Here is a 21079-nt window from a genome sequence, read left to right as displayed (position 1 = left end):
AAGCCTTGAGTTTTTTACTGTATTTAGTCTTTTTTTAACCTTAATTGTATAATCTTATTATTTCACCATTACGTTTACCTTTTACGCTTCTTACGTAAGCACCAACAAGTTTATTCATTGGTGTTGGCATATTTCCAGGAAAAAAATCTTTGTACTTTTCATAAGCATCTTCTACTACATTGGCAGATACCGCATTAACTCTAATACCGTTTTCTATTTCTAAAGCTACAGCCATAACAAAACTATGTATAGCTCCATTAACCATTGCTGCACTAGTTGTTTTAACAACAGGATCATCTGCCAAAATACCAGTAGTTAATGTTATAGAACCATTTTTGTTTACATAATTTTGGCCAATACGTACAAGGTTTACTTGTCCCATAAGTTTACTATTAAGTCCAATGTGGTAGTCTTCTTCAGTTAAATTGGCAAATGTATCCCATTTTGCTTCACCTGCAATGGCTATAATTGCATCTAGTTTTCCTGTTTTGGTAAACATTTTTTTTATAGAGGTGCTATTTGCAATATCAACAGTTACATCTCCGCTTGTTCTACCAGCAACAAGTACTTCTGCTTCATTTTTAAAATGTGCTGTTACTTTTTTACCAATTGTTCCATTACCTCCAATAATTAAAATTTTCATATCAACTTATTTAAAATTATACATTTCTTTTTTCACTAGGCGTATTGTTTTTTCGATTTTTATAGATCGTTAATGTAGCTATTATGCTCCATAATAAATTGGTTACAAATGGCGGAATTGCATTGTAATAGTAGCAATTTAGAGCAATAAAAAGTCCGCCTATTAAATTAAGGTACTTTCCGTAGTCTATGTATCTTTTATTTTCTAAAAGGGTAAGTGCATAAGCCAAAATAATAAAAGCAGAGCCAGACCAACCTAAAATATCTATTACGGGTTTCATTTTCTTATGTTTTTATATCCATATATCTATATATGTCTATATGATTATGTAAAAAAATACTAACTAATAAAGTTAACATACTCTTTAATTGTTTTTTCATTGCGCTTAAAATAAGCCCATTTACCGTGTTTGGTAAGTATTAATAGTCCGCATTTTTCCATATTTGTTAAATAGGTAGATATTGTAGACTGAGACAAACCAGATTTTTCTTGTATATAGGTAACACAAACCCCATCGTTAAAATGTTTTAGCGTTTCATGAGGCGGAAAATTCGCTTCAGGTTTTTTTAACCACTCCATAATTTGCATTCTGGTTTGGTTAGACAAACATTTTCCTATTTCTGTAGCCAATTTGATATTCATACTTCAAATATATCTATAATTCTAGATATATAAAAATGATAAATTAAGTTTAAACAAATTTTTAACAAATAGGCTCCCAGTAATTTGCGTGTAGTAAAAAGTTTTTAAACGTAATAGTTTCAGGTTTATCTCCTTTTTCTTTTATAAAAAATGCAGCTTTTTCTTTATCCCAGCCTAAAATTATATAATTATGCTGGATGTTTACATAAGCTTGGTAAATGTTTTTTAACTCTTCAAAAATACCAGCTAATTCTTTAGAGCTACTAAAATCATTATCAGTAATACTAGTATTTATAATCTTTAAGTCTTGTTTGGCAATGCTATCAATATTACCAGATATTAAATAATCTATAGTTTTACTATTTGATATGCTACTTACTATTTTTTTTAAGTTTGATATAGATTTTGGTGTAGCATTGTTTTGACTGTAACCATACACCCAAGCACTATTTTTATTAACATTTAAACCTAGCGGAATAAGCTCTGGTGTTACTTTAATATCAGTTCCTTTTATAGGAATTTTAAAATTTAAATAATAAGCAGGATGTTTTAAAAATGGAATTATTTGTGAAGATGAAAAAGTGCTAAAACCAAAATTATTTGGTAAAATTTGTTCCATTTCTTTATCTGAGCTCACATTTTTTGTCCAACTACAAACGTTTTCATTTGTTTTTAACAGAGTATAATTCTTGTTAGCATCTTTAAACACTGCAACTACAGCGCTGCAGTAACAACCACAAGTAGGGTATGTGCCACAAACTTCTAAATAACCATTTTTGGTGTCTTCTATAATTTCTAAATTGTTTTTATCTTTTTTATTTAAATTCTTAAAATTTGAAAAACAACTTTCTACGTTTTCCCAAAGTAAATTTTTTAACTCTTTATGTTCTTGCGCCCAAATACAATTAGATAATACTAAGAAACAAATTGTAAAAACATATTTTTTCATACACCAAAGTTTAGTTGTTGTAATTTATTTAAATATAACAAATTAAAGTCATTATTTAAAAACATCGGTATATTTAACCGTAACCTTTCTAAGGTTTTCAGATAAAGTTTTAAGCCAAATTAATTGGTTACTTATTAAATGTGATTCTTGTAAATTAAGTAGCGTGTCTTTATCTATTTCAGTTTTTCCGGCTTTAATATCTTTATCTCTAGCCAATGCTAAAGCATCAAAATCTTTTATAAGTTTTTGTTGCGCTTTATTTACGTGTGGTTCTTCTTCATCTGCAGTAAAATTTACTTGCTCTAAAATTAAAGCAGAATTTTTTAGAGAGTTATTTATGCTGTGTACTATAATGTCAAACTCCTTAGAAGCAGGTGTAGTTTTGTGGTTTAAAATATAACTACCTACAGATGCTATTGCAGATAACATTGTGTGGTTTAAGGTAACAATATCATAAATTAAAACAGATTGTTTTTGCTTAGACTTAGGATCTTGTGTTAATCTTTGAAAAGCAGCATTTAAATTGCTCATTGCTAAAAAAGCTTCTTTTCTGTACACTTTATATTCTAATGAATTACTTTCTTTATTATGATACAATTTTTTAGTAGCCTCTAAGTAATCTCTATTACTAAGTATAACCTTTAAAATAACGGTATCTAAATTTTTATACTCCCAGCTAGGGAAAACAATATAGTTTGCCAACAATGCAATGCCGGCTCCTATAATAGTATCTATTACGCGGTACTGAATTACGGAAAATGCATTAGGGTCTAACAAAGCATACACAAAAACAATGTTTAAGGTAATAAATGCCGCACCAGCTTTGTAACTTTGTTGTATTAATGAAAAAGCAAAAGTTAAAGATAACACTGCCAAAACCATATAAATAATGGTGTTTTGTGTAATAAGTACAATTATTGTGGCAATTATAGCGCCAATAATAGTACCAATTATACGGTTTTTAGAGCGTTTTTTAGTTAAACCGTAATTTGGTCTCATAATTACAATAATGGTAAGCACAATCCAATAAGCATTTTTAATGTCTAATACACTACCAATTGCAAATCCAAATATAATAGCTAATGATAGTCTTAGTGCGTGCCTTAGCATAGGAGACTTTAAACTAAAGTGTTGTAAAAGAATATTAAACTTATACTCTTGTAATGTTAAAAACTGTTTAGACTCCTGTGTTTTTAATAAAACTTTAGATACGTTTTCTGAGTTGTTTAAAACACGTCTAATAGCCTTAATTTCTGCTAAAAGTTGTTTTTGATAATCGTGTAAGTTGCGCAGAGTTATTGCCCCATCTCTAGCTTTTGGGAGCTTAATTTCATCTACATATGCATTAATTGATTTATTACACTCTTTAAGTGTTTTATTTAAAGAAGAAATTTCTGGTAATTTTCCTTTTTTTAGAAGTAGTTCTGATAAAGCAATAAGGTGATTTCCCATTACTTTATTCATTTTTTTAAAAGATTTTAAGTGATGCTTTTGAAGCTCAAAAAGAGAATCTATTTTAGAATAATCTAAGTTATTGGCAAGAGCAAGCTCAAAAACATCTACCAATGAAATAAAAATAAGTAGTCTTTTTTCATTAGATAAAGATCTACCAGATCGTTTGCGGTCTTTTAATAGAAGTTCCCTTAAAGTTTCGTGTTTTTCGCTAATTTGTGTTTGTATAACAAGTGCCTTTGTAGAGAATTTATCTCTTTTTGTAGGCTTAGTTAAAAGTTTAGCTCTAATTTTTAAGTACTTGCCGGTTAGGGCAGAGGTGTCAGACAATAGCTGGTCTACATCTTTTTTTGGAGAAATCCACCCAGATATTAAAGAAACTACCAAATACCATAAGCCACCAATACCTAATAATGCTATGTGTTGCCAAATTTCTGTGGCTTCTGTTTTTTTTACGGCCAATGCCAATACAATGGCTAACAAACCAGAAAAAGAAACCAAAGAGGCTCTAAAACCATAAGCAGAAATTAGGGCTATTATAAAACTTAAAATTGCTATAGCTATAAGTAGCAATGTAAAAATAGGCTTGCTAAAAAGGATTAGTATGGTAACAATTAAAGTTAGAGCAATACTAATTAAAATACCATTAATTTTGCGTTTTAGGCTTCCAGGAACATCACTTGGAGCATTTAAAAAAGCACCCAAAACTATAGAAGGCGCATACTCCAGTAGTCCTATTAAATAAAAAAAGGCTAACGGAATAACAACAGATATAGTAAGTACAATACCTCTATAAAAGCTAGATCCCTTTAAAAAGAGTTCTATAGTTTTTAAATACGTTGTAATTTTCTTTTGCATTAATAGCAAAGATAGTCTAATTGTTTTTTAGCTATTTTACTCTTAATGTTAATTAAAAAGCAACTAATTATTAGGTTTTACAACGCTTAATTAGGAGTATTTAATTAAGAATTTTGTTCTTTGGTTTTTCTAGACTCTCTAATTAATGCGCCTGCCAATACTGTAGTAGCGTCTATAATTAAACTATCTTCAATTTTGGTATCCTGTATAGCAAGCGGAATTTCTGTACAACCTAATATAACAGCCTGCGCACCTTTTCTGGATAAGTAAGTTGCAGCCATATTAAGGTTTTCTTTGGCTTTTTTATTTACAGGATTAGAAAAAGCTTTTATACCATAGTTGGCATCATATATAGAAGGATGAACAAACAAATTTTGAATGTCTTCTGAAGGTTGAATCACCTCTATATTATATTTAGCTAAAACATCTGGGTATACTTTTGCTAAAATAGTACCAGTTGTACCTAAAACACCAACTTTTTTTATTTCTGGATGTTTTGTAGCTATATACAACCCAACTTCTTCTATAAGATTTACTAGCACACAAGATTCTGGTATGCTTTTTTCTATTAAATTAAAAATTGGTTTAGCGTGTGCTGTATTACAAGGAATTGCAATAATATTAGAACCACTAGCTATAAGTGTAGCTATAATTTCTGATATGGCTATACCAGGATTTACAGTAGTTTCTCCTAACAAATATTTTGTACGGTCTATTATTTTGTGTGGTACAGACAACATAGAAACCGGTAAATGTTCTTGGTCAGATTTTGCTTCTGTTAAATCGTACACCTTTTTAATTAAGTCTATACCTGCGTAACTGCCTACACCGCCTACAATACCAATTGTTTTATTAATCATAGCTAAAAAATTAAGAGTGTAAATAACAGTAATATTTACTGTACTAGTTCTAAAAAAAACTATAAATTTTTAGCCAAATCTGTTAACTTATGTATAGTGGCTGTAGGTGTAATTCCCCAAGGATCCATAATAGCATCTGGTGTACGTTGCACCCAAGCAGAGTGCATACCAAACATTTTAGAGCCAATAACATCAAAGTTATTACTAGATATTAACCAACTTTCTTCCTTTTTAGCATTGGTACTTTCTAAAAAATAGTCATAAACAATAGGACTAGGCTTAAATATTTTTACGTGTTCAACACTAATTATAGCTTCAAAATAATTAAAAATATTGGCTGTTTTCAGTAATTTGGTAACGGCTTCTTTACTACCATTAGAAAAAGCAAATAATCTGTGTCCTGCAGTTTTTAAATCTATCAATGCATCTTTAACATCATCAAAGGCGGGTAACACAGTATATTCATTTAAAAGAGCCTCTTTTTGCTCGCAGCTTAAAGTAATTTTAAATTTTTTACATGCAAAATTTAAGGCATTGTCTGTACATACAGAAAAATCTGTGTACTTATCCATTAAACCTCTTCTAAATGAATACTCTAATTGCTTATCTCGCCAAGTATCCATAAATGGTTTGGCGGTATCTTTCCCCAATAGTTTTTCTAAAGATACAAGCACTGCAGAGGTATTAATAAGTGTGCCATATACATCAAATGCTAAAGTATACTTCATATCTTTTTTATTGGTGTAATTCTATTTTATAAACTGTAAAATTCATTGCAGATATATCTGCACTAACTTCATTAATTCTAGAATTGGTATAGTATAAATAGTTATTATAAATACTAAATGTGTCTGCCCATTTTACATCTTCCCCCTCTATTAAAATATGTACACTACCATCTGGTTTCCGATACATAATTTTATCATTTTCTAAATCAGCATAATACAAATAGCCTTTTTTGTCAAAAATCATTCCGTCTGGAGCGCTAGTTTTGGCTTCAAAAGTGACTTCTTTTTCTAAAGCTACACTATCTTTTAAAATTAGTGCAGCAGTTGGTATGCTGTACAAACTATAACCAGTAAGAGCGTGGTAATATAATTTATCATTTATAGTATCTAGAGCAATGCCATCAGAATGTACCGTATTTGTCCATTTTTTAGAGTTAAAGGTCAAAAAATTTACTTCTGCTTTTGTAGAAGAATGATTGTCTAAAACTCTTGTAAATTTTTCTGTTTTTAAATCTAAAATTACTAAGCCAGGGTTTCCAGAATCTGTAAAGTATATTTTATTTTTTTTATGATCTATTCTTAAATCATTTATGTAAGAGTTAGGGTGATAAGTGCCTTTTTGTAAAATATAGGTATGCTCTAAATTTTTGGTGTTTACATTAAACACAAATACTCTTGGCGCATCTAATACCTCTTGAAAAAGTGGACTTCTGGTATCTAAAACATATAAAAGATTGTTATAAGCAACAACAGACTGTACACCCACAAATTTGTTAGGAGAAACTACATCTCCAACCTCCCAAGAATTCCATTCTTTGTTAGGAAAAGGTAGGTTGTTATTATTTACAACTTCTAGTACAGAACTGTTTACACCTTTTCTCCATCTGGGAAAGTTTACAAAAATACGCCCCTTGTTACTTACCGTAACACCAGTAACTTGTTGTCCTTTAAAAGAGGCAACTTTAATAGGTGTGTTAACAGTAGTATTGGCTGTGTTTAATAAACTATCATTGGTGGTATTAGATTTTTTTTCTTTACAGGATATAAATAAAATACAAATTACAATTATGTAGCTTAGTTTTTTCATTGTTTAAGATTCTAATAATTCATTTAATACTTGTTTATAAACAGCTACAGGTTGCGCACCTGTTAATGCACTTTTGCGGTTAAAAACTACTGTAGGTACAGAGTTTACCCCTAAACTTTTCCAGTAATTTTCCTCAGACCTAACCTTGGTTCTTAACTCTTCATTATCTAATAAAGTAAAAGCTTTTGTAGCGCTTAAGCCAACAGCTTCTAGTTCTTGTTTAAGAATGTCTCTGTTAGATACATCTTTGCGTTCGCCAAAAAATGCATTCATTAAACGCATTTTTAATTCAGTTTGTTTGCCATTGGTCTTTGCATAATCTAACAATACATGTGCATTAAAAGTATTTGCCATACGCATACCCTTAAAATAATCAAACTTAAAACCAAGTTCCGCCCCAAAATCTGTCATACGCTCCTGTGACTCTTTCTGCTGTTCTGGTGTAGAGCCATATTTTTCTGTAATATGTTCTTCTACATCCTGACCTTGAGCAGGCATATTTGGGTTTAACTCAAAAGGTTGCCATTCTATTTCTATCTTATCTGCAATATCTAGTTCTTTTATTGCTTGTTCTAGACGTTTGTATCCAATGACGCACCAAGGGCAAACCACATCAGAAACAAGATCTATTTTTATCTTTTTACTCATAATTTAAAATGTAACCAGTTCACTAATTTGTAATTCTCCTTGTACATTGCTGTAGTTTTTTACATCATCTGCAAAAGTTTTAGCGTGCGGGCCAAAAGACTCTTGGAAAGTCTCAATACTATCAAACTTTAAATGTGCAATTGCTACATAAGGAGCAGGTTCACCAGGAACTCTGCTAGCTATACCTAAGTCTAGTTCTAAATCTTTTAATGCGCTACCAACAGCTTTTGAAACCATAGGCAAGTGTGTGTTTTTATAATATTCTGTATCAAACTGTACATTTTTAGTGTTTGGATACATTACAGATACTTTTATCATAATTTTTTATTTGTTTTAAGCACTAAAAAAGTGTTGCACATAAAATTACGAATTGTAAATATGTGCGCATACTTATTTGTGTTTTCTTTAAGTTTATTTTAAAAAAAATAACCTTCCGTGGGGGAAACAGAAGGTTAAACGTCGCTATCTTCTTCATTCTAAAAAAACAACATATTGCGACAATTTTTTATTTTTTAGACCAAGCAAATTTTTGGAAAGCTTCATCTACAGGTGTATTAGCAATGTGGTTTGTGTAATTGCTAATTACTTTTTGAGATAGTCCTAAAATTATTTCTAATACTTGTTGCTCACCATACCCAGCAGCATAAAAAGCTTCTAAATCTTCTTTAGATACATTACCACGATTGCGTGTTATAGCTAATGTTATAGTACGTAATGCTTCTAGTTTAGCATCTGCAAGAGGAGTCTCATCGCGTAAAGCATCAATAATTGCATCATCAACCTTCATCATTTTTGCAATACCTGTATGTGCAGGCACACAGTAATGGCAAGCGTGTTCTACATTAATTGTTTGCCAAACAACAGTAAGTTCTTCATTATTAAAAGATGTTTCTGTAAATAGTTGGTGTAGCTCTTGGTATGCTTTTAATAACCCAGGAGCTCCTGCTAAAACACCATGTAAACCAGGAATCATTCCGTAGGCTTTGTTAGATGCTTCTAATAATGGTTTTGCAGCTTCTGGCGCAGACTCAATGTTGTGTACTTTTAAAGTTGTCATAATTTTTAATTTTATGTTATTAATTTTTGTTTGAATTCAAATCTAAGCGTTTGCTTAGTTATCTTATAAAAAAAATGTTACAGGTTTGTAAATGTAACTTCTATTATATTATCTAGTTGCTCTTTGGTAAACATTTTAGAAGCTATAGATAGCCCTAAAATAGCATTCATTAAATAATCTGCTTGCTGCTGCACCAAAGAATTACTCTTTTTGTCGTCTTGTTTTAAATTACTTACAAATAAATCTCTAATTTCATTTGCAAATTTCTTTAACTCTACCATTACCTCAGGTTCTTCCTCTTCTTTAACCTCATTTACTGTATTGGTTACAAGGCAACCTTTGCGTATTTGTCCTTCTGTAGAAAACGTTATAAAATTGTAAAAATATTCCTTTATACCAACAACACCATTGTTAGAGTTTTTTAGCTTATCTTTTGTACTATTTAACTGCTTTTTGTAATACTTAACGCTTTCTAAAAAAACTCCTTGCTTATTTTTAAAGCTAGCGTAAATAGAGAATTGGTTTATACCCATTTCTTTTTCTAACATACGAACAGTAGTAGCCTCATAGCCATTACGCCAAAAAAGGCTCATTGCTTTTTTAATTACTTCTTCTTCGTTATATTGTTTTTTACGTGCCATTATTAAATAACTACAGTACAAAACTAAGCACTTGCTTTGTTATGAAAAAATATTTAAGATTATTTAACACAAAATCAAGATAAATGATTGTTTAAAGGCTTTAATTATCAATATAAACGGGTTTTATTATTGGTATTTCTTTAATAAAACAGTTTGTAGTGTCTTGCTTTTTTAAAAATAGAGGTGTAAAGTTTTTTAATTTACTTGTAAGCTGTTTTTTAGTAATAGTTGTATTGTATGAGGTAAAATAGAATAGGTGAGTTGTATCTTTTAAATTAATTCTGGGTCCCATAATACGTTTTAGCCCAGATTCAATTTTTTTATTTTGTAGCTCTGTTTCTGAAAAAATAATTTTTCCTGACTGTAGGCTGTCTAGCTCGCTTATTTTTTGCTCTTTAGATTTAAAAGCAGAAATATAGTTTTTTCTTGTATTTATTAAATTGGCTAATTGTTCTTTTTCTTTTTGGTTGTAATAATAACTAGAGTAGGTGATATAAGTTGTTTCTTGCTTTGTATTAACAATGTTTTTAACAAAGAAATTAGTCTTACTAGTTGTTAAAATAACTTTACAGCCCAGGGAGTCTCTATTGTCTAAAAAATTATTTAACTCATTAGTTATTTCAGTGTTTTTACTAATTACAGTCTGAAAATCATAGCTATCAAAAACATCATAGTTTAAATTGGGTTTAATTATAGCTTCTACATTACTAGTGTCATTGGTATAGATAAACAAACTAGGGTTTTTAGAGATAACACTATCTGTATATCGCCTAAGTGCCATAACTGCTTTGTTGTAGTTATCTATAGACTCATTTACTTCAGACTCGTCTCCTCCGTAATGAATGTTTTGAAATTCTTTATTTTGTTTGTAATTCTGAATAATTCCAGGTCCAAACCATTGGAATAAATAGAATAATATTACACCACCAATTATTGCAGTTTTTAATAAGAGGTATTTTATATTGTCTTTATTTTGGTTTTCCTGTTGCATATTATTTTTTTTTATAATACCCCAAAGATAACCCGCATCTAAAGCAATAAAACCACTGTTTACAGCTAAATATAATATCCGTAAAACAGGTTAATAATATAAATGTAACGCTTTAATTTTTTTTAAAAAGTACCTACAATACCAATTTGACTACCAGAAAATTTTAAATTCCAAGTAACTAGTTTTGGTTTAATTGGGTAGTCATATAACTTTTCTTTGAACAAAAATTTATCAATACCATCTACAACAAAAATGCTAAAAGCAGCACCAAAGGCAACATCACTTAGCCAATGAGATCCATTGACCATTCTAGAAATTGCTGGTACACTACCAACAGTATAAATACCAATTTTTGCCCAAGTATTATCAAACTGTTTAGCAACAGAATGTGCTACCGTCATTCCTAAAACGGTATGTCCAGATGGAAAAGAAAAGTATTCTTCTGTACCCTCAAAAGGTTTAAAAGTATATGGGTCTTTACCAGAATATGGCCTTGCGCGCCCAAAAGCAGAACGTGCCATAATTTGTAAATATCCAGCAGTAATAGAAGATGATATTATTAAAACACCTGTTTTACGTACTTGTTCGTTTTTAGTAAATAAGCCAACGCCATAAACACTTGCATTTAACGCAAAATAGTATTGTGGCTTGGCAAAGTAAAAACCAAATTCTTTTACAGCGTGTGGTAAGTGTGGTTCTTGATTTATAAAAAAGTCGCTTGTTTGTCTATCTGCTGCAGCAATAATAGCCGTACCAACAAATAAACTACCAAACTTTGCAAAATCTTTACCTTTCCAATGTAGAGGTCTAGTTACCGAGTGTTTTATGCCACGCCATGATGAGTTGGCATCGTACTTAAAAGTTTTCCAGATAGTTGTACTATCTGTAGGTTTATTTAGTTGCTGAGCAGAACCAGTAAACGAACATAAAAGTAACAATAGTATAAAACCTAAACGCATAACTTGTGGTTTTTGTAATAGTTAATAATACTAATTTATGCATGAAAATTACCTTTGTAATCTGCTGTATTAGTATAGAATTAGCCAGCGAAATTAGCACTATATATTTATAGAAACAATGTAATTTGTTTAATTTATTAAGTTTAGAAGCTTTTTAAACGCTTAATTGTTACTTATTTTAAAAAGTAACAACACTTCATCATCATTAGGTAAGGTTGTGGTTCCTATTAATTTAAAACCTAATTTTACCAGTAAATTTTGAGAACTGCTATTATCTTTAGTGGTAATAGCACTAATTTCTTTTAAATTAAAAGTAGAAAAAGCATTATGTTTTAGAGCATTTGCAGCTTCATAAGCATACCCTTTTCTTTCATATTCTTCTAAAAAAGCAAAACCTATATCTATACCCTCTAAACCATCTCTGTTATACAAGCCACAAGAGCCAATTTTAACGTTGTCTTCCTTTCTTATAACGGTATAGTTAGAGAAGCCTAATTGGTAAAGCTGAGGTAGCATTTTCTCCTTTATATACGTTTTAGCATCAGAAATATTAGTTACGTTTCGGTTACCAATGTATTGCAACCATTTTGGAGAATTTAAAAGTTGAAAAATAAATTTAGCATCTTCTTCTGTAGTAGGTTTTATGTATAACCTGTCTGTTTCAAATGCCTTATAATTTTTCATCTTTTAGCAACTGTTTTAATATTGATTGGTTTTTTCAAAATATTTATTCATTACAAGTAATGAAATTAAATCTTCTCTCTTTTTGTTTTTAAATTTTTGCACATACGCATTTGCATTTTTTACAATCTCTTGTGCCTTATCTGGGTTATTTATATAATACTGTAGTTTTTCTTCTACATCAGAGAAATCTTCTTTTATAGCAACATAATGGTAATCTGGTATAAGAGTACCTTCCATAAACCAAGTCTCAAATTTAGCTTTAGGCATAACAGCTAATGAGCCAGAAGACATTACCCATTTAAGGTTACTAGCAACGTCATTACCCTCTAAACATAAAATAAATTTATAGTGAAGTTTTTCAGAAATAGTCATTCTATTTACTTTCCATTTCTCTATAATTTTATGAGTATTTACCATACCAATATCACACATAGGATGGTTAAAATACATTTCTAAAAATTTAATTCTGTGAGGTTGCGATTTAAAAATTTGACCACGACTAACCAAAATGTTTTTCTTTTTGGCAAAAGGTACTTTATCTTTTTTAACAAACATAAAGTGTCTAACCTTATTCCATTTTAATAAAATAGAGTTTTGATTGTCATCAGCAACAGGTCTACTTTTAACAAAAGCAGGTTCTTTATATACCTTTGTTATATCACCAAACAAAAAATGTGCTTTTAAAGACTGCTTAAAGTATCTCCCATATTCATACACATCAAAAAAATATTCTTTAGAACCTTTTTTTAGCTCTAATTCATCAAATCTTTTTGCTTCTTCAGATAAATTAAAAGGAATTTCTAATTTATTGTAATAGTTTACTCTAGTGTTAATTTCCTCTATTTCATCACTACTAAAACCGTTAATACTATCTAATTTTTTCTGTAATTTTTTTTGATAAAAACTTACAGGTATAAGCTGTCTTAAGTAGTTTTTTCCATAGTATTTTATTTTACTATTCTTGTGTTTGTAAGACAACCTTTTTAATTCCATTAGTTTTATAATTTTTTTATTAATTAACGTGCAATTATATGGTAGCAATACCAGATAATTGCACAAATATAAAATACTAGCTTTTATATACGGTTATAAATTAAAATAAACCATATTTAAAACAATATAAAATGGACTAAAATAATAATGTAGGTTTTAAACTAATGCTCCGTTGGCACCAATTACCTGACCAGAGATCCACTTAGAGTCATCACTAGCCATAAACAAAACTACTTTTGCTATGTCTATAGGCTTTGCTAGCCTGTTAAAAGCATTCATACTACTTAGTTTATTTATTTGTTCTTCTGATTTGCCTGTTAAAAACAACTCGGTTTCTGTTGCGCCAGGCGCAATTGCGTTAACAGAAATGCCTCTTCCAATTTCTTTAGCAAATACTCTTGTTATTTGTTCTACAGCAGCTTTTGTAGCAGAATAAAGTGCATAGGTTGGTAACATTAATTTTGTAGTACTAGAAGAAAAGTTTATTATTATACCATTATCTGCAAGCTTACTATCTGCCTCCTGTAAAGTATTAAATATCCCTTTTACATTTACATTAAATTGAATGTCAAAGTCTTTTTCTGAGTTATCTTTTAGTTTTTTAGAAATCATAGTACCAGCATTGTTAATTAATACGTCTATTTTTCCAAATACTTCTATACACTTATCAAATAGCGCTGTTACTGATTTTTTGTCGCTTACATCTGCCTTAACTACTATTACTTCTCCACCATTTTTTTTTATAATGGCTGCTGTTTCATTAGCTTCTTGTTCACTATTAGAATGATTTACAACTATTTTAGCTCCATTTTTTGCCAATAAAATAGCAACCTCTTTACCAATTCCCTTAGAAGAACCGGTTACAATAATTACTTTGTCTTTTAATTTGTTCATAAAAAATTATTTAAGTGCTATTAATTTATCAGCTACAAGTTTTAAATTATTTTCATTAATTTCTGGTTTATTGGCAAGCGGATACAACTGTGCGCCAGGTCTACTAATAAATGCACCTCTCCAATTTGCCCATAACGCACCAGCTATGTCCCATCCGTGAGCAGCAATTAACATACATTCTTCTGGTTTAACTTTCATTTTGCGTGCAGCCCAATCGTATGCATCTGTATGTGGTTTAAATTTTCCTATATCTTCAATACTTAATCTGTCATCAAAATATGAAGTTAGCCCCGCGTTTTTAAATTGTGTTTCAACTCCTATATTTGATGAGTTGGTAAAAGATACCAACTTGTAACCAGCCGTGCGCAACCTTTCTAAAGACTCTTTAACCTCTGGGTGAGCAGGTAAAGATCTAATTGGAGTTAAAATAGCCTTTTTTGCTTCTTCTGATGTTAGTTTAATATTATTATTTGCGGCCACCATTTCTAATGCAGCTGCGCCTATAATACCAAAATCGTTATATTGTCTTCCAACGGTACTAACTAATGAGTATTGCAACATTGTTGTAAACCATAATTTAAGTAAATCGTTTTTGCCTCCTAACGCGCTACCAACGCTATTTTTCATAGCAGTTAAATCTAACAATGTTTCGTTTACATCAAAAAATAAAACTTTTGGTTTAGTGCTATTTATGTTATCTGTGACATTATTGGTGCTGGCTCCAAAACTAAGTTTAGGAATTGCGGCAGCACCTATACCTACAGCGGTAGCTTTTTTAATAAAATTTCTTCTGTTTTTTTTCATAGTTCGTAATTTTTAAAACATTCTATATGGTATGTTTTTAGATAAAAAAATTATTCTTTTATTTGAGTTAAATATAATTTAAGGCCTTTAATGTATTCATTTAATATAGTGTCATCATTGTATAATTTTCTTATGCCTCTAATACCTTCAAAAGCACTTATTAAGTAAATAGCTACAGCTGTAGAATCTATATTTGTTTTTATAGATTTTTCAATTTTGCCTCTTTCAATTACGCTTACTAAGGCTATTTTCCATTCTTCAATTATACTTTTTAACGCTTGTTGGTATGCAGTTTCTGTATTTCCTATTTCATTAATAAGGTTGTTCATAGGACAGCCATTTTGTTTGTCAAAAAAAGGAAAAGACTTTAAACGGTTAACAAAAACCGATTCTAAAATAGTATAGGCATTGCCAGATTTCATAAGCGGAGCTATCATACCATCTGCAACTCTTTTTTTTACTTTAAGGCTAATAACTGCAGTGCCAAGCTCTTTTTTATTTTTATAATGATGATAAAAAGCACCCTTACTTAAGGTTGTTTCTTTCATTATTTTATCTATGCTTGTAGTTTTAAAGCCATTTTTATAAAACAAATTAAAAGCTTTGTCAACTATAAGTTGTTTTGTGATTTCAGATTTTAATTCTTGTTGCATACAACAAATGTAATAAAAAAATACTAACCCGAATGTTTTTGAATGAATACAAAAATCAATTTCATATTTTTCTTAGGAGTATAGTGCTACATTTAAAATAATAGCGTTTTTTATGTTTACGCTTATTGTAGGATAATTTGGGTTTTGTTTAGATTCTAAGGTTAATTCAAAATCTAAACTTTTAAAGTTATTTGTATATATAGCAGAAAGATAAAATTTATTTTGCCAGTTTATTAAATCAGGATTATTAGAAAAATCTTGTTCATTAATTTTTTGTTCAATTTCTAATAAATAGTTGTCTTGCCAATTTTCTATTAATTGGGTAATAAATTGTAACTGATTACTGTATGGAGTATTGTTGTTTCCGTTTATAAAAATAGAAGACACATAATCATTAACATTGTTAGTTTCTAAATTAAAGTACCCATACCAGGTATAGGTTTTAGCTGTACTATTTCCTTTAATTCTATCACTAGTAAAAACACCAAGTACAGGGTGTTTAAAAGTTCTTTTTTTTCCAAAAAGGAAATTCAAAAAGCTCATCATAATTTTAGTTCTGGTAAACTAAAGTAGTAAAAATATATGCACTAATAATTGTAAAAGCTAAAAAATACAAAGCACTATTTTAGTGCTTTGTATTAGTAAAACAACAGTTTATTTAGCGTAAGCACCAGAAGAGTATGTTAACTCATAGCTGTGCGTGTAAATTTCAAAAACAATTCCAAAAGGGTCTTCTACATAACACATTTTAAAAGGTTTATCTTCTGGGTAATATTCCCTAATTGGCATTCTTTGTTTGCCACCGTTAGCTACAATTTTAGCAATTAGTTCTTCAATATTAGGATCTTGAATACAAAAGTGAAATAAACCAGTGTTAAAAGGATTAAATTCTGGAGCTTCTTTAACTCCGTGAGGAAAAGAAAATAACTCTACACCAATACCATCTGAGGTAGCTAAATGAGCAATCTCAAACTCTGTCCAATCCTCTCCAAAAACGTCTATACACATTTGACCAATAGCTGTTTCTGTTTCTTTTTTAACCGTAGACGGCGGCATTATTACATACCAGCCCATAACGTTAGCATAAAATTCTACAGCTTTGTTTATATCTGGAACAGTAATTCCTATATGCGAAAATGACTTTGGGTAATCTTTATTATTTTTCATAAGTTCTAAATTAGATTACAAAATTAAACTATATTTGCTTTGTTGGCAATAACTTACTAAAAAGTGTTATAGTTACCTAAAAGAGTAAAATACTGATTTATAATATTTTAATTTGTTTATTTTGAGTAAAGAAATTAGTTGTCCGTTAAATTATACAATGAATTTAATTGGAACAAAATGGAAACCATTAATCCTTTTTCATTTATTAGAAGAAGATTTAAGGTCTGGTATACTACAAAAGAAAATTTCTGGTATCTCTAACAAAATGTTTACACAAACAGTTAGAGAATTGGAAAAAGACAAACTTGTATTTAGAAAAATATATCCTGTAGTACCTCCAAAAGTAGAGTATGGGTTAACTAAGAGAGGAAAATCCTTAGAGCAAATTTTAAGAAATTTAGACCAATGGGGTTTAGAAGATTATAAGAAAACAGGAGAGTAGCGCACAGCCATTAAATTAATTGTGCAGCAATATGTTTTAATAAAAAGGTTTCTCGTTCTATAGACATTCCTTTTTTATCACTGTTAGCCATTGTGTTTTCGTTATGTTTAATAGCTTCAAAAATGTTAACCCATTTAGCAGACATACCATTATTTATCTCATAAGTTTCCATTTTACAAGCACCTAATTCATCGCTAACAGTGCAAGTATAGCAGTAAGATATCATATGCTGTATATCATAATCTGTTTTGTGCCAAGGTCTGTATTCCTCGTAAACACCAAATGGTTTAATATTAGTAATGTTTTTAGCTCCAGTTTCCTCTACAAGCTCACGTACCAATCCTTTAATGTGGTCTTCTCCCGTATTTAAACCACCACCAGGCAAACTATAATCCTCATACCTTTTTGTGTAAAGCAGTAAAATATTATTTCCTTTAATAGCAATGCTTCTTGTGGCTAACCTTGTAAATATAGATTTGTTTGTTAGTGTTTTAATCTCTGGATGGTAGTGAGTTTTTAAAATATGCATTTGGTAACAACTATTTTTTGTAAAGGTAATACAAGCTACAATTATAGATGTAGTTAATTATTTGGTAAGTAGTGTTTTTTTAGTGTTGGTTACTGGTATTTTTTTCAATTATTTTAATAATTCTGTTGTATGATATTTCAGATAAGTTCCAGTTGTACCCACTAAAATCTGTAGTATTGGTAAACTGCACAACAACAGCATCTATATTTTTATGGTACTCTGCAATACTTTGGTAACCAGGTATAAGCCCGGTGTGGTTATATTTGTATATTGAAGCATAAATATTACTTTCAGTACCAGTAAATAAGCTACCATTATTTAAAGCACGTAAAAAAATACCAACATCTTCTGCAGTAGCAACCATAGAGCCATAATTTGTAGTTTTAATATCGTTGTCTATACCTACGTAATAACCACTCATTAAGTTATCTAAATTAATATCATGAATAGAGTTGTATGTGTTTTTTAATGCTAAGGGATTTAAAATAACCTCCGTTATATAGTCAAACTTACTTTTGCCCGCAGCTTTTTTAATAAGCATAGAAAGTAGCAAGTAATTGGTATTACAGTACTCATACGCTGTGTTGGGTTTAAAGTTAGCAGGTTTACCAGCTATAAGGTCTAATGCTTGTTGGGCATTTTGTGTAGGATTGTTCCAAAAATTAGGTGTATTGGTATAATTAGGAATACCGCTACGGTGTTGCACCAACATTTTAACGGTAATTTTATCTGCATACTCAATTTTACCATTAAGCTCAGGAAAATAATAGGCTAAGCTTTTGTTTAGGTCTACTTTATTTTGGCCAATAAGTTTGGTAATAGCAACAGCAGTATACAGCTTATCTATACTAGCAATTTTAAATAACGCATTTGGCTTAGCAGCAATTTTTTGTTCTTTATTATGCCACCCGTTAGCATAAAAAGCAGGTGGTTTACCAGCAACATCTACGTATAGTATAACACCATCAAAACCATAATTAATAGTTTGGTTTAGTTGTTCCTGTATAGTATTTGGTAATGGCTTAAGCCAAGCGGTTACAATAGGCCAAGGCACATAAAATAAAGATACTACTGTAGAAATAAGCAGTAGTGCTCTAAAAATGTTTTTTTGGCTCATTGGTTACATTTTTTAAATGTGGGTAAACAACCAGTATATAATTTTAGCAACTAACAAGGTTAAAATTATGCCTCCAGGAGCAAAAATATAATTATACCATTTTACTTTTTCTTTGGTGTTTTTCATATTGTTTTATGTTTATAACATAAAGTGCGTTTAGTAGCTAAGATAAAAAAATACAAACTAACAGCCAATTGGTACCATTTATAAATTATTTTAATGCATTTACACATATCTGTAATTTTACCAAAAAAAATGTTTTTATATTGTAAGAAAATTAAGCATTAAAATAGAAATGTGCGTTTATTACGCCAATAGGGGTGAATAAACGCAATTAATTACGTTTATATATAGTTCTACGCAATTTGACCAAACCAAGAAAATGATAGTAAAATATAAAAATTCCGTAATTGAAATAACAAATGAATCTGATTTGGATTCAGCGGAATTTGGTCAGAGATTTAAGAAACAATATCCAGCCGATTTAGGACATAAATTGGAATATCAACCTTCCTCAAAACACGGAATTCGAATAACAGAAAACGGAATTGAAAAGTGTAGCGCATTATTGTTGGAATCTGGAGGAGCAACTGGAATTTCTGAAAATTCATTTCTAATTAAGAATGACCGAATTTATATTTGCTGTTCTGACCAAATATATTCTCTGAATTTTACGGACTTATCAGCTAATTGGAGAAATCAATTTGACGTTGCAACTTGTTTCGGAATTTATGAATTTGACGAAGATTTTATCGTTCACGGAGAAATTCAAGTTAGCCGAATTGATAAAAATGGAGAAACTAAATGGAATTTTAGTGCGAGAGATATTTTTGTAAATCCAGACGGAAAAACGGAATTTAAAATTGTTGAAAACAGAATTGAATTAATAGATTGGGAAGGTTATAAATATGAACTGAATGGAGAAGGAAAAATATTAACGGAAATTAAAACTGCGTAGAACACCGTGTATAATTAATAGCTAGTTCTCGCCTACTTACGAAAATCCTCGCGGATTTTCTATTCGGTTTTTATTTGCTAAATTAGGTGCTTAAACACGCCACTAATCATACACAAAACCGTTAGCGGCAATCTAAACATACTCTCGAAATAAATGAAAGATTCAAAAAAATGGAAAAGTCGACTATTGTCATCAAGTATACCATTGGAGTATGAAGTTGCAAAAATTCTATCTGATTTAGATTTTAGTGTTTCATTTGACTACTCATATTTCCGAAAAGAAGGAGAACGCAGAAAAGAATTTTCTACAGATATAAAAGGTTATTTCCTTTTTCCAATAGATTCTGAAGATAAAATTGATGCTAGCTTAACACTATTGACCGAATGTAAATATAGAGATGAAAGTAAAAAATGGGTTTTTCTTCCAGATATAAACAAACCAGACTTTTCAACTTTTACATTGGGAAATACTATAAAATCTCTAGCCGAATTCTCTTTAAAAAAAATAGACAACGACTTAATTTACGAATTTGAAGAAAAACTTGATTTTGCTTTAAAAGGAGTTGAAATAAATATTACAAGCGGAGAAGTTTTTGATAAAGACATTAGACACGGTATTTCACAACTTAAATATGCCCTACCATATTTAATAAAAAGAGACATTGAAGCAAACATTTGGGGACATTTAGTAGATACTAACCCACCATATATAATTTCAATATTAGTAACAAATGCTGAGTTATATATTTTAGACGATGATTTTTCAATAAGTAAAATTCGTGAAGTTGATAATATCGAACAGTTAGCGAAGAAAGTACCCTATCTTGTATATAATTCTGAGATTGGTCCTGATTTCACAGAACACCATAAAGAAATATTTAAGGGTTTTACGCTAAATTTTGAAGAAAAAGAAAATTTAAGCCAATTTGAAAACTTTCAAAAAAAACATAAACATAAAGAATACAATATATATGAATCACCGGTAAATAAGTGTTGGGAATTAGAAAATTCCCACTACTCAACATTAAAGGAGTTTTATTCACAACATTTTATTTGTTCATTTGAATATTACCCAAAATTAGTTAATGAGATTATAGAATTATTATCAAGAATGACGAAATAAAGACTGCCGCTAACAATGTATATAAAACATAGCTAATAAGTGCCAAAATGGAGGTTCTACCCAATTTACAAGCACCACCAAATTTTTAATTTGGCTTTTAAAAAGAGAAAAATTAAAAAACAAAATATAAAAATTCGGCTCTGTGCTAAACCGAAAAACAGTAACTTTAATCCCGTAACTTCGGTTATACCTACCGTTACC

At 30.0% G+C, this 21079-nt stretch carries 26 protein-coding genes; 3 read left to right on the top strand and 23 right to left on the bottom strand.

Translation table 11 applies throughout. From position 1 onward, the window contains the following. Positions 1-40: 40 nt before the first annotated feature. The 21 genes from PBN93_RS01930 to PBN93_RS01830 all read right to left on the bottom strand — a co-directional run bounded on the left by PBN93_RS01930 (position 41) and on the right by PBN93_RS01830 (position 16710). On the bottom strand, positions 41-643 hold the full coding sequence (locus PBN93_RS01930; protein ID WP_271081298.1) for a short chain dehydrogenase: 603 nt from the start codon (positions 641-643) through the stop codon (positions 41-43). 16 nt (positions 644-659) lie between these two features. Next, on the bottom strand, positions 660-923 hold the full coding sequence (locus PBN93_RS01925) for a CBU_0592 family membrane protein (protein ID WP_271081297.1): 264 nt from the start codon (positions 921-923) through the stop codon (positions 660-662). Between the two features lie 59 nt (positions 924-982). Beyond that, a complete protein-coding gene (locus PBN93_RS01920; protein ID WP_077400397.1) occupies positions 983-1285 on the bottom strand; it encodes an ArsR/SmtB family transcription factor in 303 nt (100 codons plus the stop codon). Between the two features lie 61 nt (positions 1286-1346). Beyond that, on the bottom strand, positions 1347-2234 hold the full coding sequence (locus tag PBN93_RS01915; protein WP_271081296.1) for a hypothetical protein: 888 nt from the start codon (positions 2232-2234) through the stop codon (positions 1347-1349). Positions 2235-2285: 51 nt separating this feature from the next. Then, positions 2286-4544: an FUSC family protein gene (locus PBN93_RS01910; RefSeq protein ID WP_271081295.1), complete on the bottom strand. Its 2259-nt coding sequence runs from the start codon at positions 4542-4544 to the stop codon at positions 2286-2288. A 104-nt stretch (positions 4545-4648) separates the two neighbouring features. After that, the gene (locus tag PBN93_RS01905) at positions 4649-5404 is read right to left on the bottom strand and encodes an aspartate/glutamate racemase family protein (RefSeq protein ID WP_077400407.1); all 756 of its coding nucleotides are present in this window, start codon (positions 5402-5404) and stop codon (positions 4649-4651) included. 59 nt (positions 5405-5463) lie between these two features. Continuing rightward, the gene (locus PBN93_RS01900) at positions 5464-6132 is read right to left on the bottom strand and encodes a haloacid dehalogenase type II (protein ID WP_077400410.1); all 669 of its coding nucleotides are present in this window, start codon (positions 6130-6132) and stop codon (positions 5464-5466) included. A gap of 7 nt (positions 6133-6139) precedes the next feature. Beyond that, on the bottom strand, positions 6140-7219 hold the full coding sequence (locus PBN93_RS01895) for an L-dopachrome tautomerase-related protein (RefSeq protein WP_077400413.1): 1080 nt from the start codon (positions 7217-7219) through the stop codon (positions 6140-6142). A 3-nt stretch (positions 7220-7222) separates the two neighbouring features. Next, complete coding sequence (locus tag PBN93_RS01890) at positions 7223-7867, bottom strand: DsbA family oxidoreductase (RefSeq protein ID WP_077400416.1); 645 nt, start codon at positions 7865-7867, stop codon at positions 7223-7225. Positions 7868-7870: 3 nt separating this feature from the next. Then, positions 7871-8185 carry an EthD family reductase gene (locus PBN93_RS01885; protein WP_077400419.1) on the bottom strand — a complete coding sequence of 105 codons (315 nt, stop codon included), beginning with the start codon at positions 8183-8185 and terminating at the stop codon, positions 7871-7873. Positions 8186-8372: 187 nt separating this feature from the next. After that, positions 8373-8924, bottom strand: coding sequence for a carboxymuconolactone decarboxylase family protein (locus tag PBN93_RS01880; RefSeq protein ID WP_077400422.1), 552 nt, complete (start codon positions 8922-8924; stop codon positions 8373-8375). Between the two features lie 77 nt (positions 8925-9001). After that, on the bottom strand, positions 9002-9565 hold the full coding sequence (locus PBN93_RS01875; protein ID WP_271081294.1) for a TetR/AcrR family transcriptional regulator: 564 nt from the start codon (positions 9563-9565) through the stop codon (positions 9002-9004). 100 nt (positions 9566-9665) lie between these two features. After that, positions 9666-10556 carry a hypothetical protein gene (locus PBN93_RS01870; RefSeq protein ID WP_271081293.1) on the bottom strand — a complete coding sequence of 297 codons (891 nt, stop codon included), beginning with the start codon at positions 10554-10556 and terminating at the stop codon, positions 9666-9668. A gap of 122 nt (positions 10557-10678) precedes the next feature. Next, positions 10679-11515, bottom strand: coding sequence for a phosphatase PAP2 family protein (locus PBN93_RS01865; protein WP_077400431.1), 837 nt, complete (start codon positions 11513-11515; stop codon positions 10679-10681). A 162-nt stretch (positions 11516-11677) separates the two neighbouring features. Then, positions 11678-12199, bottom strand: a complete 522-nt coding sequence (locus tag PBN93_RS01860; protein ID WP_271081292.1) for a GNAT family N-acetyltransferase — start codon at positions 12197-12199, stop codon at positions 11678-11680. 15 nt (positions 12200-12214) lie between these two features. Next, positions 12215-13192, bottom strand: a complete 978-nt coding sequence (locus PBN93_RS01855; protein ID WP_271081291.1) for a glycosyl transferase family 90 — start codon at positions 13190-13192, stop codon at positions 12215-12217. Between the two features lie 156 nt (positions 13193-13348). Beyond that, on the bottom strand, positions 13349-14086 hold the full coding sequence (locus tag PBN93_RS01850) for an SDR family oxidoreductase (protein ID WP_077400440.1): 738 nt from the start codon (positions 14084-14086) through the stop codon (positions 13349-13351). Between the two features lie 6 nt (positions 14087-14092). Beyond that, positions 14093-14890: a haloacid dehalogenase type II gene (locus PBN93_RS01845; protein WP_271081290.1), complete on the bottom strand. Its 798-nt coding sequence runs from the start codon at positions 14888-14890 to the stop codon at positions 14093-14095. Between the two features lie 50 nt (positions 14891-14940). Then, positions 14941-15543, bottom strand: a complete 603-nt coding sequence (locus PBN93_RS01840) for a TetR/AcrR family transcriptional regulator (RefSeq protein WP_077400447.1) — start codon at positions 15541-15543, stop codon at positions 14941-14943. A 72-nt stretch (positions 15544-15615) separates the two neighbouring features. Further along, a complete protein-coding gene (locus tag PBN93_RS01835; protein ID WP_271081289.1) occupies positions 15616-16089 on the bottom strand; it encodes a hypothetical protein in 474 nt (157 codons plus the stop codon). 108 nt (positions 16090-16197) lie between these two features. After that, a complete protein-coding gene (locus tag PBN93_RS01830; RefSeq protein ID WP_077400453.1) occupies positions 16198-16710 on the bottom strand; it encodes a VOC family protein in 513 nt (170 codons plus the stop codon). A 121-nt stretch (positions 16711-16831) separates the two neighbouring features. Between PBN93_RS01830 and PBN93_RS01825 the strand changes: the two genes are divergently transcribed. Next, entirely contained in the window at positions 16832-17152 is a 321-nt protein-coding gene (locus tag PBN93_RS01825) for a winged helix-turn-helix transcriptional regulator (protein ID WP_077400456.1), read from the top strand. Positions 17153-17162: 10 nt separating this feature from the next. Here the strand turns inward: PBN93_RS01825 and PBN93_RS01820 are convergent, their stop codons facing one another. After that, on the bottom strand, positions 17163-17681 hold the full coding sequence (locus PBN93_RS01820; RefSeq protein WP_271081288.1) for an NUDIX hydrolase: 519 nt from the start codon (positions 17679-17681) through the stop codon (positions 17163-17165). 79 nt (positions 17682-17760) lie between these two features. Then, positions 17761-18798, bottom strand: a complete 1038-nt coding sequence (locus PBN93_RS01815; protein WP_271081287.1) for a serine hydrolase domain-containing protein — start codon at positions 18796-18798, stop codon at positions 17761-17763. Positions 18799-19180: 382 nt separating this feature from the next. Between PBN93_RS01815 and PBN93_RS01810 the strand changes: the two genes are divergently transcribed. Together PBN93_RS01810 and PBN93_RS01805 are read left to right on the top strand one after the other, a co-directional pair. Continuing rightward, positions 19181-19756 carry a hypothetical protein gene (locus PBN93_RS01810; protein WP_271081286.1) on the top strand — a complete coding sequence of 192 codons (576 nt, stop codon included), beginning with the start codon at positions 19181-19183 and terminating at the stop codon, positions 19754-19756. Between the two features lie 153 nt (positions 19757-19909). Further along, positions 19910-20878, top strand: a complete 969-nt coding sequence (locus PBN93_RS01805; RefSeq protein WP_271081285.1) for a hypothetical protein — start codon at positions 19910-19912, stop codon at positions 20876-20878. The last annotated feature ends 201 nt before the right edge of the window (positions 20879-21079 follow it).

It is taken from the genome of Cellulophaga omnivescoria, from assembly GCF_027915275.1.
Lineage (GTDB): Bacteria > Bacteroidota > Bacteroidia > Flavobacteriales > Flavobacteriaceae > Cellulophaga > Cellulophaga omnivescoria.
This window is presented reverse-complemented; position numbering and strand designations above follow the sequence as displayed.